This window comes from Clostridium arbusti SL206 (assembly GCF_000246895.1).
Classification (GTDB): Bacteria; Bacillota; Clostridia; order Clostridiales; family Clostridiaceae; genus Clostridium_I; species Clostridium_I arbusti.
The window spans coordinates 1-12,822 of sequence record NZ_BAEV01000012.1 but is presented as its reverse complement, the minus strand read 5'-3'; the positions used below and the strand labels follow the sequence as shown (position 1 = coordinate 12,822).

At 29.8% G+C, this 12,822-nt stretch carries 12 protein-coding genes; 9 read left to right on the top strand and 3 right to left on the bottom strand.

The window, feature by feature from the left end; translation table 11 throughout:
- Positions 1-120: 120 nt before the first annotated feature.
- The 4 genes from RH99_RS03815 (at position 121) to RH99_RS03800 (ending at position 3,463) form a co-directional block, all read left to right on the top strand.
- Positions 121-561, top strand: a complete 441-nt coding sequence (locus tag RH99_RS03815) for a hypothetical protein (protein WP_010234187.1) — start codon at positions 121-123, stop codon at positions 559-561.
- A gap of 74 nt (positions 562-635) precedes the next feature.
- Positions 636-908: a hypothetical protein gene (locus RH99_RS03810; RefSeq protein WP_010234185.1), complete on the top strand. Its 273-nt coding sequence runs from the start codon at positions 636-638 to the stop codon at positions 906-908.
- A 109-nt stretch (positions 909-1,017) separates the two neighbouring features.
- Complete coding sequence (locus RH99_RS03805; RefSeq protein WP_010234181.1) at positions 1,018-1,263, top strand: hypothetical protein; 246 nt, start codon at positions 1,018-1,020, stop codon at positions 1,261-1,263.
- 34 nt (positions 1,264-1,297) lie between these two features.
- Positions 1,298-3,463: a heavy metal translocating P-type ATPase gene (locus RH99_RS03800; protein WP_010234179.1), complete on the top strand. Its 2,166-nt coding sequence runs from the start codon at positions 1,298-1,300 to the stop codon at positions 3,461-3,463.
- A 473-nt stretch (positions 3,464-3,936) separates the two neighbouring features.
- On the opposite strand, the gene RH99_RS19595 is transcribed toward RH99_RS03800, so the two are convergent.
- Together RH99_RS19595 and RH99_RS19590 are read right to left on the bottom strand one after the other, a co-directional pair.
- Complete coding sequence (locus RH99_RS19595) at positions 3,937-4,929, bottom strand: hypothetical protein (protein WP_507590838.1); 993 nt, start codon at positions 4,927-4,929, stop codon at positions 3,937-3,939.
- A 179-nt stretch (positions 4,930-5,108) separates the two neighbouring features.
- A complete protein-coding gene (locus tag RH99_RS19590; RefSeq protein ID WP_050993320.1) occupies positions 5,109-5,531 on the bottom strand; it encodes a hypothetical protein in 423 nt (140 codons plus the stop codon).
- Between the two features lie 284 nt (positions 5,532-5,815).
- Here RH99_RS19590 and RH99_RS03790 point away from each other — a divergent pair, with 284 nt between their 5' ends.
- Positions 5,816-8,053, top strand: a complete 2,238-nt coding sequence (locus RH99_RS03790) for a glycosyltransferase family 39 protein (protein WP_010234178.1) — start codon at positions 5,816-5,818, stop codon at positions 8,051-8,053.
- Positions 8,054-8,229: 176 nt separating this feature from the next.
- Here the strand turns inward: RH99_RS03790 and RH99_RS03785 are convergent, their stop codons facing one another.
- Positions 8,230-8,406, bottom strand: coding sequence for an aspartyl-phosphate phosphatase Spo0E family protein (locus RH99_RS03785; RefSeq protein WP_010234176.1), 177 nt, complete (start codon positions 8,404-8,406; stop codon positions 8,230-8,232).
- A 451-nt stretch (positions 8,407-8,857) separates the two neighbouring features.
- Here RH99_RS03785 and glpX point away from each other — a divergent pair, with 451 nt between their 5' ends.
- The 4 genes from glpX to RH99_RS03765 all read left to right on the top strand — a co-directional run.
- Positions 8,858-9,829, top strand: coding sequence for a class II fructose-bisphosphatase (gene glpX, locus RH99_RS03780; RefSeq protein WP_010234173.1), 972 nt, complete (start codon positions 8,858-8,860; stop codon positions 9,827-9,829).
- Positions 9,830-9,846: 17 nt separating this feature from the next.
- The gene (gene hprK / locus RH99_RS03775) at positions 9,847-10,776 is read left to right on the top strand and encodes an HPr(Ser) kinase/phosphatase (RefSeq protein ID WP_373854698.1); all 930 of its coding nucleotides are present in this window, start codon (positions 9,847-9,849) and stop codon (positions 10,774-10,776) included.
- Positions 10,757-11,341, top strand: a complete 585-nt coding sequence (locus RH99_RS03770) for a 5-formyltetrahydrofolate cyclo-ligase (protein WP_026038392.1) — start codon at positions 10,757-10,759, stop codon at positions 11,339-11,341. Before hprK ends, RH99_RS03770 begins: the two co-directional genes overlap by 20 nt.
- 241 nt (positions 11,342-11,582) lie before the next feature.
- A partial coding sequence (locus RH99_RS03765) for an aminopeptidase (protein WP_010234168.1) occupies positions 11,583-12,822 on the top strand: 1,240 nt, incomplete at its 3' end.

Here is a 12,822-nt window from a genome sequence, read left to right as displayed (position 1 = left end):
GTTTACTTTAATACATAAAATATTATTTAATGTTTTATGTATTAAACTTGTATTTATAGGAGAGGATATAAGCATTATAATTAATGATTTAAGTATAATTTTAATGGAGGTATATATACCATGGATGAATATATGGAAAATAACAATGATAAAATTAACACTACTGAAAGTGATGCCACAATTGAAAATCGTTTAAAATCTCTTCAAGAAAAATATGATAACTTAAGCAAAGAAGTTCAATCTCTGAAAACCATTTGTTCAAGTTTTGAGGATATCAATAAAAACATTGCAGATATACGTGAAAGGCTTGATAGACTTGTGCTTGGCTCAGATACTGATACACGTACTAATTTTAATAGAATTAGAATGAATTCCTCACTGAAAAATTTAATAGGCAATCCTCTAAGAAGGTTAGCAGTAGGTACATTAAGTGGAATGTATACTGTAGCTGATAAGGCTTTAGAAAGTGTGTATAGTATAAAAGAAAATGCTGAAGATATTTTTGCAGAAGCACAATATGAAAGCAAAAAAAAGAGAATGCATACTGCAGAAGAAAGTTAACTTTAATACTGATATAATCTGTTGAAAATAAATTTATTTATTTTTGTATGTAAAAAATGAAAAGGAGTTTATTTATGAAGTTTAGTGTTCTAGATGAAGAAGTTTCTCCTAAAATACAAAGTTTAAAAAATGTGGAGGAGAAATTATATAATACTCAGTCAATAATAAAGGATTGTATAAAACTTACCATGGAAGATGTTAAATCAAATCCAACCTGTGAAAGAGAATATGTTGTATCTTGGGCAAATTATCTTAAAAGTTTAAGTAATTATTTTTTTGAAGCTAGTGAAAGCAGTGGAAATAAAGAAATTTATAAAAAAGTCTTTAAGCAGATAATGTTTAAATAATTTTACAACAAATATTAAAATTTGTTCTCCATATTATTAAAATATTAAAACTAGTCAATAATTAAAATAGGACTACTGTTCAATTACTTTTTAATATGGAGGCATATATATGAATAATAAAAAATTATTTTTTGGAATAGCAGCAGGAATAGTTGTAATCAAAGCTTTACCAAAAACAAAATGTTATCTAAAACCTGCAACAATAAAACTTTTAAGTAAAGCTATAACTATGAAAGATGAGGCAGTAGATTTTTTCAGCAGCATCAATGAAGAAGCTCTTAAAAATCGTAATGAAAAATACAATAAGATTATTAATGAAAATCAAAATCAAAATGGAAAAGACTTAAAAATTTAGGCAGTTGATTTTAAATTTACAGGTGGTGATAAGTTTGTATGAGCTACATGTTTTGCCTGGGCGTGTGAGATTTAAAGATAATAATATTTATAGAGATAGGGCATTGGCTAAATATATAAGTGTTTATATCGACAATTTGTACGGAGTACAATACAGTAGAATAAATACAAATACTTCTACAATACTTGTCGTTTATGATGAAAAAAAATCAGATTATAGGCTTATAAGAAGTAATATTCAAAAAGCTATTTTCTCGGTATTAAAAAATGAAAGAAGAGACTTAAAAAATTATGATAAATATTTTAAAATAATTGAGAAGAGAGATAAAGCAAAACTAAAACTCATTTCCTTTGGATTTGCTTATATTTCTTTTAAAATTAAAGAAAACTTTCATGGTAAATTTTCATTTAGTACTAATATTAGAGTATTGGAAGTAGCTTCAGTTGTTACTGTTATAGGAGGGTATCCTCTTCTAAAAGCATTCTATAAAAAATTTACAAAGCACGTTCCAACAGATACAGATATATTATTGAAAGTAACTGCTCTTGCACTTATCATTATGCGTGAAAATTCAAAAGGTGTGTTTGTATTATTTCTAAAATCCTTAAGTGAGTACATAAAATTATCAGCCGAAGTAAATTGTATAAGACAGCTAGGTCAAAGTACAAGGAAAAATGCTGGTATGACTTGGTTAATGGATCATGGCAACAAAGAATTTTTAGTACCGGTAGAAACATTAAATATTGGTGACACCATACATATTCATACCGGAGAAATGATTCCATCAACAACTATTATTGAGGATGGCAGCTGCATTATTAATACACTATACTACAATGGTCAACCAGTAGTCAGTGAATTGAAAAAGGGAAGCACCGCCCATGAAGGAATGACCTTGCTTTCTGGAAATATAAAAGCTAAAGTTTTAGAAATTCCAAAACCATCTATGAAGCCTGAAGCTGTACTTGAAAATATGATTATAAGCAAAAGTATTACACGCTATCAAAACAATGCTGCTCCTTTTTCTATAGGTGTAGCTGCACTGAACTACATATTAACAGGAAATATGTTAAACGCTCTTTCAATATTATTGGTTCTATGCCCAGCAGCTTCAACTACTGCATTAAATAGTGGAATGAGTAATTACTTTTCACTGCTGCATAAACATAAAATTTACTATAAGAATCCAAATTCATTGGAAAAAGTTATAAATATAGACAGTATAGTTTTTGATAAAACCGGTACTTTGACTGAAGGAATTATGAGAATAAAAGAAATAAAACTTTACACTGATTTTTATTCAAAAGATGAACTTCTAAACATGTGTGCTGCCAGCGAGTTAGACAATTATCACCCTATTTCTATAACTCTTAAAAAAGAAGCTAAAAATTATGACATTAGTAAAGTAAGCAATTTTACGCTCATACCTTCTAGTGGAATTGAAGCAAATTTTGGCAACCACAATATATTAATTGGAAATGTAAATCTTATAAAGGCTAAAAATATAAATACTAAAATAGCCGAAAGGGATTATTACAACTTTGAAAAAAATCTTTATACTCCAATATTAGTAAGTGTTGATGGAAATCTTTGTGCTATATTAGTTTTAGAAGATATTATAAGAGATGGGTCAAAAAATTTAATTAAAAAGTTAAAGACTTTAGGTATTGAGAATATGTATCTTCTAACAGGAGATGAAGATGCAAAGGCAAACAATACAGCTAAATTACTTGAAATAAATAATGTTTATAGTGAATGTACTGCTTCAGACAAAGAGACGGTTATAAATAATATAAAGAGAAGAAAAACCGTAATGATGGTAGGAGACGGTATAAACGACTGGCAAGCGATGAAAGCTGCTGATATAAGTATATCATTTTGTAATTCTGCTTGTGACAAAGTAAAACTTCATTCAGATTGTATTCTATTTGATGATAATATGGAAAGTCTTGTAGATTTTATTTTACTATCTAAAAAATCATATAAACTTATGAAGCAAAGTATTGCCGTTTCCGAATTATATAATATATTTTTAGGAACAATGGCATTTTGGGGATATCTTGATGCCTTTACTGCAAAATCATTAAATACTATTAATTCAATAATTGTATTAATTATGAATGAAAGAATAAAGTATCAATCTGCCAGAAAAGGTAAGTTTAATGATTATTATAAGTTTCCAAAAATTAATTATAAATAGACTTTTAAATAAACAATAAAATATAAAGAAAATCATAGGTTTGATTTTCGATGAGAATACTAGATGTTAATGCAAGCGAGTTTACGGTAATGTAGATGAGCTTGTATTTTGTTTTTATTCATGTTTACTATGCTAAGTAATATAAAAAAATAAAATGTGAAAAAATATTTACTTTTAATAAAATTCAATAAATACAAATTTATTAATGACGATGTGCAAAGAATTTTAAAGGTGATGTCTCTAAATAAGTATGCTTGTAGTAAAAGTAGTATATATCAATCTATTAATTGATAATGAATAAAGAATAAGCAGATAGTCTTAGATTTATAGTAAAGATATAAAAAGATTGTCCACCTTTGCTTTAGCTGATGACTATCTGATTTAATGCTCCAAGGGCACTCCGTGAAAGCGATTCACTGAAGAAGTTCCCTATATTTAACTGGTAAAATAATAAGAATCAAATATAAAATTATCTACTTTATAAGATTTTGCCTAAAAATAATTTGTATAGATATAATTATAAGATAAATAAAGCTTAATACATTTAAAAGGGAAGTAAATATCATTACAACATTGTAGGGCATAATATTTACACCATTAAATTGTTCAAATAAGGTTGTGTGAGTATTTATATAAATTATTAAACTAAATAAAGCAGTTAAAACTAATAAATGCCTATTTTTAATATATATATAAGCTAAAATACACATAGCAGTAGCTGTAAACATATATCTTTCATGCATACCTACGGAAAAATTAAATACCCCTACAATTTGAATAAGAGCTGCAATATAAATAGCTGACTTATTAGTACTCTTTATATAGATAAATCCTGAGAGGATTGTAATAAGAACAATAAAAATCATACCCCAATTGTGATAACTTAATATAAACATAGTAGTTGTATCTTTAACATGATTAGCACCAATTAAGCTGAAAAAATTAAATGCATTATCAGAAGCATAAGGATATTCAGATATTGTATTCTTATAAAGGCTAAAGATCCAAGTAATATTGTGGTTGCTTATTGAAAATGGCAATATAATAATCAGTGAAGTTATTAATGCTGGTAAAATACATTTAATAAGACTTTCCAAATTTCTTTTTTTTATAAGTTCAAATAAAACTAAAGGTAGTAGTATTATACCTTGAGGTTTCATAAGTACTGTAAGTGTAAAGAAAACAGAAGAAAATACAAGCCTTTCTTCTGATAAGAAATATACAGCAAGTATAACTATAAAGGTAAATAAAGAATCTGCCTGTCCCCAAATAGTTGAATTTATCAAAACTGCTGGATTAAAAATATAAAATGCAGATAAAAGAATACTAAGTTCTCTAGAAATACGTTTGTTTGCTATCCTGTATATAAAGTATGCAGATAAAATATCAGCAATTATAGAAGGCAGTTTAAGTAAAAGAAAATAATACTTACTAAATATAGATATATTAGAAAGTTTTCCAACTATAGATAGAATATAAATATATACAGGTGGATAATCTATAGAGGAATTATTACCATAAACTGTAAGGAGGCTATTTGCAGCAGAGGTAGCCCACCTTTTATATATATTAATATCAAAAGGATGCCCATCTATTAATAATCCAGAGTAAATACGTAAAAGAAAACCTACTATAAGTATAGCTATTATAAGTATACAAGCTTTGCTATTATTAATTTTATTTTTTTATATACTAAAATTAAATATGCTATTATAAATAAGACGAAAAATAATATACAATAAGCTATGAATGCAGGTGAATATTTGCTGTTAGAATTACTGCTTTCTGTACCCATTCTATTCATACCTCTACCTGAAGGTTGGATATTTTGAGCGTTTGGTTGTGGAGCAGGCGATTGGTTAGATTGTGGCATACTTGGCTTTGATTGAGATCTGTTAGGCCTAGCATTGTTTGGTTTAGCACTCTTAAAATTAGTTGGAGCATTTTGTGAAATACCATTTAAAGAATTGTTGCTATAACTTGATATTTTATAAGTACATAAAGCTACTAATATTAACATTAAAAAAGTCAGACTTATTTGTAATATGTGATTTTTAAAAAATGACATTATAATCCCTCCTAATTTTTTATCTTCATATTTAATAATTATATACAAAAATTATTGTACTGGTATCAAATATTTGTGTGAAGTTTATGTGAAATATAGTATTTTAAAAGTTTAGTATGTTATTTAAATATTTCGTTTGTAAATTTATTTCATTTTTAATCACACAGATTTCACATAAACTTTTGATATTTATCCAATAAACATTAAGTATAATTTGTACATGGCAATTAAGCAAATCATAAATAAAATTATTTGAATATGTTAAGAAGAAAGGGTGAATCTAAATGAAAAAAATAAAATTTACTAAGGAGACCATTGTACTAGCTATAATTGTAATATTATCTGCAATACTAAATTTCGCTAATTTAAGTATAGAAGACTATGGAAATTCATACTATGCTGCAGCTGTAAAGAGTATGACCATGAGCTTTAAGAATTTCTTTTTCGTAGCCTTTGATCCAGCTGCTTTTGTAACTATTGATAAACCACCTGTTGGTTTTTGGTTTCAGGCAATATCTGCTAAAATCTTTGGATACAGTGGGGTAAGTATACTTATACCTTCAGCTATAGCAGGAGTAATTTCAGTTATATTAATATATCATATCGTTAAAAGAGCCTTTGGAAGTATGGCAGGTTTAATTTCAGCATTATTTCTTGCAATAACACCTGTTTTTGTAGCAGTAAGTAGGAATAATACTATAGATAACATACTTATAGTGTTTTTATTATTAGCCTGCTGGACACTCTCTATTGCTGCAGAAAAAGGAAAAATTAAATACCTTATATTGAGTATGGTATTTGTAGGAATTGGATTTAATGTAAAGATGCTTCAAGCATATTTAGTAGGACCAGCGCTATATATAACATATCTTTTATCTACAACAATTTCTATAAAGAAGAGAATTATTCATATTGTTGTTGGTACTTTTGTTCTTATTGCAGTTTCACTGTCATGGGCATTAGCAGTTGACTCAGTATCTTCAACTAATAGGCCTTACGTAGATAGTAGTACAAATAATACAGTTATGGAACTTATAGTTGGTCATAATGGAGCTGAGAGATTATCATTAAGTAGTTCTGATAAAGGTGGCGGAGGAGGTGCTCCGGGTGGTGGAAAAGCACCAAGTCAAAGCCAAGGAACATCTAAGAATAATGGAAGTAGTAATAATCAAGGTATGCCAGGTAATCCACCAAGTGATGGACAAGGTATGAGAGGAAATCCTCCAAGTAATGGAGGCCAAGGAAGTCAAGGAGGTGCTCCTACAGGAATGGGTGGAGGTCAAGGTGGTGGCTCATCACAGCTTCAAGGAACATTTGGAGGACAAACAACTTCAGGACTTACAAGATTATTCTCTAAAAACATACTTTCAGATCAGATAGTTTGGTTTATACCGTTAGCAGCAATAGGTTTTATAGCAGCGGCTATTAGAGAAAAATTAAAATTAAAACTAGATAATAAGAGAAAGCAGTCTTTAGCGCTATGGGTTATATGGTTTTTACCAGAATTTCTATATTTTAGTTTTAATACAGGAACCTTTCATTCATATTATCTAACAATGTTAGCGCCACCAATAGCTGCTTTAGCTGGAATAGGTATCACTTCTATGTGGAAACTCTATAAAGAAGGCACATGGAAAGCTTGGTTCTTACCAGGAGCACTTATAGTTAATGGGGCTGTTCACTTACTGATGCTGTCTTATTTTATTAGTTCATCTAATATTGTAAAAATATTAATAGGATTGGTGTTTATATTGAGTATTGTACCATCTATAATACTGGGAATATTAAATATAAGAAATAATAGAAAAGTAACTGTTGAAAGTAATAAAGAAAACTTAAATCAGAATAGTAATATGAGATTGAATAAGGTTTTAGTAAGCTTGGCTATAGTGGGAATTATAATAACACCACTGGTTGGATCAGGTGCAGTATTAACTACTAAACTAAATGGATCTTTCCCAGCAGCTGGATTAGAACTTTTGTCTAGCAGTTCGCAAGCAAGTGGAGGTATGGGTGGATCTACTAAAAATTCAGGAATGGGTCAAATGGGCGGAAATAGTGAAAACACAAAGCTCATAGAATTTTTACAGAAAAATAAAACAGCTAATCAAAAATATTTACTTGTTGTTTCATCGTCCAATTCAGCGGCTGACATAATAATCAGTACTGGAGAACCTGTGATGTCATTGGGGGGCTTTTTAGGGAGTGAGAAAATAGTTACTCTAGATCAATTTAAGACAATGGTTAAAAATGGAGAAATAAGATATGTAATGACAGGCGGCATGGGTGGAGGCAACTCAAGTAGCGACATAATGAACTGGGTTAAGCAAAATGGTAAGGTCGTTTCAGAAAGTGAATATAGTGATTCAGCCAAAACAAATACACAAACAGATTTACAAACATCATCTGATAATACAAATAAAGCTTCAAAAGATACAAATACAATAGGGCGTAATAGTGGAAACATGTCACAACAACTTTATGATTTAAAAGCATATACTGATAGCCTTAAAACAAAATAATAGATAGTATTCATGTATTATAAACTCTTATTCATTTCTAAAATGAGTAAGAGTTTTCTATATTAAGGCATATGGAATGTTTATGAAATTTAATTTATAAAAAAATAAGTATGCTTTTACGCATACTCAATATATAAATTAAGATATAGAATGCAATCAAAAATCATTTGAAATGATTAAGCTACCCTTTTTAACAATTTTCGCATATTATGATATTTAACTAACAACTTGTCCAATTCTTGACTATAATTAACAACTTCGTTGTCTGTAAGAGACTTGCTAAGTATAAGCTGATAAAGCTTACTCCGCAGTTTATCTATTTCTTTAGATAAAATCTGTAAATTAGAATCCATATTAACCCCTCCTTATTTCAAACTACCCCTTATTTTTGATTGCAAATTTATTTTACCAAATTATACATCGTATGTAAATTCATTTTAGAAGTCATTATAAAACATAAATCTACATATAATGGCAATTTACAGCTGTTTTCAAAGTTTTATTCTAATTTACTGTTTTTTACATATGTTCAAACGTGTTGAAAAAAGCTATCTGTTATTATATGTAAATGACGTAATGTGTCATTCGTTTTTGTGAATTTTTATAATTATTTAAAAGTTGTTTTATATAACAATTATGTTATAATATTTATGGATAAATCGGTTATTTATGTAGCATATATATGTATATTTAACGCATCATTATAAGAAGTGAATTTTTTATAATGTTATACATAGAGTAAATTATTATTTAAGAATATAGAGAATGATGAAATTTATATCTAAAATTTAGGAGGTATGTTTTATGTTGAATATTGATATAACAATGGCTCTTGTTAGAGTTACTGAAGCAGCTGCTATAAGATCAGCAAAATTCATGGGTAGAGGAGATAAAATAGGAGCAGATCAGGCGGCTGTAGACGGCATGGAAAAGGCTTTTGAATTAATGCCAGTAAGAGGAACTGTTGTGATTGGTGAAGGTGAACTTGATAAAGCGCCTATGCTTTATATAGGTCAAAAAGTTGGAATGAATGAAGACTATATGCCTGAAATGGATATAGCAGTGGATCCATTAGATGGAACAATTTTAATTGCAAAGGGATCACCTAATGCTATCGCAGTTGTTGCCATGGGACCAAAGGGAAGTCTACTTCATGCACCAGATATGTATATGAAGAAAATAGCAGTAGGTTCTGGGGCTAAAGGGGCAATAGACATAGATAAAAGTGTTGCGGAAAATGTAATAAGTGTGGCGAAAGCACTTAAAAAAGATGTAACGGAATTAACTGTAGTGGTTCAAGAAAGAGAAAGACATGATTACATAGTTCAGGAGGCTAGAGATATTGGGGCTAGAGTTAGATTGTTTGGAGAAGGAGACGTTGCTACCATACTTGCTTGTGGATTTGAAGAAACAGGAATAGATTTATTCATGGGAATTGGTGGTGCGCCGGAAGGTGTTATTGCAGCAACAGCTATAAAATGTATGGGAGGAGAAATGCAGGCACGACTTATGCCTCACAGTGAAGAAGAAAAAATAAGATGTAAATCCATGGGTATTGAAGATGTAAATAAAACATTAAATATAGATGATTTAGTGAAATCAGATGATGTTCTTTTTTCAGCTACAGGTATAACTGAATGTGATCTTTTAAAGGGTGTTGTATATCATAAAAATGAGATAGCTACTACGCATTCAATTGTTATGAGTTGTAAAACAGGTGTAATAAGATTTATTGAAGGAAGACATGACTTGAATAAAAGTAGATTAGTAATATAATAGTATTAATCATATTTATGAAAGGCGTGATGTGGGTGCCTGTTAAGGTTAAAACTCTAGTTGAAGATTTAGGATTAGAAGTAATTATTAGGGGATCAGAAGAGACAGAAGTATTCTTAAGCGATATAAATAGACCAGGTTTACAGTTTGCAGGATTTTATAGCTATTTTGCTAATGAAAGAATACAGATTGTGGGTAAAACAGAATGGAGTTTCTTGGATGCAATGAGATCAGAAATTAGGAAAAAAAGGTTAAAGAAATTTTTCCAATTTGATACTCCATGTATTATCATAGCAAGAGAACTAGAACCTCATGATGAATTCTTGGAAGAAGCTGCAAAGCGTAATACATGGCTTGTCAGATCTAGTAGTACCACTACTAGATTTATAAGTAAGGTTATGAATTATTTGGATGATAAGCTTGCACCAGAAACAAGAATGCATGGAGTTTTAGTAGATGTATATGGTTTTGGTATATTGATAACTGGTGAAAGTGGTATAGGTAAAAGTGAAACTGCTTTGGAACTAATAAAAAGAGGCCATAGGCTTATAGCAGATGATGCAGTTGATATAAAGGCTATTGAAGGTGTACTTCATGCTAAATCACCATTTATAACTTCTGGTATGCTGGAGGTTAGAGGAATGGGTATAATTGATGTACCTGCTCTTTATGGTCTTAGTTCAGTTCTAGAGACAAAAACCATTGATTTAGTTATGTATCTAGAACAGTGGAGAGAAGGAAAGGATTATGACAGACTAGGTATAGATAATGAATGTATAGAAATTTTAAATGTACCTGTTAGAAAGATGACACTTCCTATAAGACCGGGTAGAAATTTAGCTGTTATAATTGAGGCAGCAGCAGCAAATTATAGATATGGACTTAGCTGCAAGGTGTCTCCGGTAGAGACAATTAATCATAGAATGGATGTGGGTGGAAACGAGTAAGACAAAGAGCGAATTTAGAAATTACATAACTAAAAAGAGGAATGAACTATCTTTAACAGAAAAAAGTGAAAAAGATAATGCCATCTATGAAGCTATAATTAATAGTGGATTATTTATAAAAGCTAAAATGATATTTATATATATTAGCTTTGGTAATGAGGTGGATACACATAAAATAATAGAAAAAGCACTTTCTTTAGGTAAGGAAGTTTGTGTACCAAAGGTTATAAGTAGATTAAAAGGCATGAGAGCACTTAAAATAAATAGTTTAAATAACCTTAAAGTAAGTGACTATGGTGTTTTAGAGCCAGAGGATAATTCAGAAGAAGTATTTGTAAAAGACATGAATTTAGCTATAATTCCTGGATTAGTATTTGATTTAAAGGGTGGAAGAATAGGTTATGGCGGTGGATTTTATGACAGGTTTTTTTCAAATACAAATATAGATATAACGAAAATAGCTTTAGCTTATCAGTTTCAAATATTAGAAGAACTTCCTTTAGAAGATCATGATGTATCTATTAACAATATAATAACCGAAAATGGTTTTAATAAAGTTAAATAAGGCATGTGAAAATAAATAACAAGTCAAAGATGCGACGTCTATTTTGAATTATACAAGGAAACAGGTCCTGATAATAGTGGTGCTATCAGAGGGTTCTGCTGACGCAGTAGAATTCAAAATAGGCTAGCAATACTGACTAGTTATTTATTTGAATGTGCATAATACATATGATAGAGAATAGAATAGTATACTAACTATCTCAGTATGTATAAATAACTATCTTTATTTAGGAGGAAAAGCAATGACCGCTAAAAAGAATGATTTGCAAAAAAATTATGAATATGCATGGAAAAAGTATGCTGATAAAGATTTAGATAAAGTATTTGAACTATCTGATAGATATAAAAAATTTATATCTGATTGCAAAACAGAAAGGGAATGCGTTACTGAATTTATAGAATTGGCTAAAAAACAAGGATATATAGATATAGAAGAGGTTATAAGCCAAGGTAAAAAATTAAACCCTGGAGATAAGGTGTATGCTAATAACAGAGGTAAAAATTTAGCATTATATACAATTGGTAAAGAGCCTTTTGAAAAAGGTCTTAAAATATTGGGAGCACATATAGATTCTCCAAGAATGGATTTAAAGCAAAATCCTCTTTATGAAGATACAGATTTGGCGCTTTTAGAAACTCATTATTATGGTGGAATAAAGAAATATCAATGGGTTACTATACCGCTTTCAATACACGGTGTTATTGTTAAAAAGAGTGGCGAAGTTGTAAATATAGTAATTGGTGAAGATGAATCGGATCCAGTATTTGGAGTATCAGATCTTTTAATACATCTATCTCAAGATCAACTTAAAAAATCCTTAGCTACGGGTATTGAAGGAGAAGATTTAAATATACTAGTTGGTAGTATTCCTGTAAATGATAAAGAGGTAAAGAGTAAGGTTAAATACAATATACTGAAGATTTTAAATGAAAAGTATAACATAGATGAAGAAGACTTTGTTTCAGCAGAACTTGAAGTGGTTCCTGCTGGAAAAGCTAGAGACTATGGTCTTGATAAGAGTATGATTATGGGATATGGTCAGGATGATAGAATATGTGCATACACATCTTTTGAAGCTATGATGGATATAAAAGAAACGGATAAGACTTGTGTAACAATATTAGTGGATAAAGAGGAAATAGGAAGTGTTGGTGCCACAGGAATGCACTCAAAATTCTTTGAAAACGCTACAGCAGAAGTGATGTCTTGTACTGGAGACTATAATGATATAAAGCTTAAGAGAGCTCTTGCAAATTCTAAAATGTTATCTTCAGATGTAAGTGCTGCTTTTGACCCTAATTATCCATCTGTTATGGAAAAGAAAAATACAGCATATTTAGGCAAGGGTGTAGTATTTAATAAATACACAGGAGCAAGAGGTAAGAGTGGTTGCAACGATGCACGTGCAGAATATTTAGCTGAAATAAGAAATATGATGGATAAGCACCATGTATCATGGCAAACTTCAGAGCTTGGTAAGG

Excerpts from the sequence above, each read along its gene's own strand:
- RH99_RS03815 (WP_010234187.1), top strand. The coding sequence starts at position 121 with ATGGATGAATATATGGAAAATAACAATGATAAAATTAACACTACTGAA.
- RH99_RS03810 (WP_010234185.1), top strand. The coding sequence starts at position 636 with ATGAAGTTTAGTGTTCTAGATGAAGAAGTTTCTCCTAAAATACAAAGT.
- RH99_RS03805 (WP_010234181.1), top strand. The coding sequence starts at position 1,018 with ATGAATAATAAAAAATTATTTTTTGGAATAGCAGCAGGAATAGTTGTA.
- RH99_RS19590 (WP_050993320.1), bottom strand. The coding sequence starts at position 5,531 with ATGTCATTTTTTAAAAATCACATATTACAAATAAGTCTGACTTTTTTA.
- RH99_RS03790 (WP_010234178.1), top strand. The coding sequence starts at position 5,816 with ATGAAAAAAATAAAATTTACTAAGGAGACCATTGTACTAGCTATAATT.
- RH99_RS03785 (WP_010234176.1), bottom strand. The coding sequence starts at position 8,406 with ATGGATTCTAATTTACAGATTTTATCTAAAGAAATAGATAAACTGCGG.
- glpX (WP_010234173.1), top strand. The coding sequence starts at position 8,858 with ATGTTGAATATTGATATAACAATGGCTCTTGTTAGAGTTACTGAAGCA.
- hprK (WP_373854698.1), top strand. The coding sequence starts at position 9,847 with ATGAAAGGCGTGATGTGGGTGCCTGTTAAGGTTAAAACTCTAGTTGAA.
- RH99_RS03770 (WP_026038392.1), top strand. The coding sequence starts at position 10,757 with ATGTGGGTGGAAACGAGTAAGACAAAGAGCGAATTTAGAAATTACATA.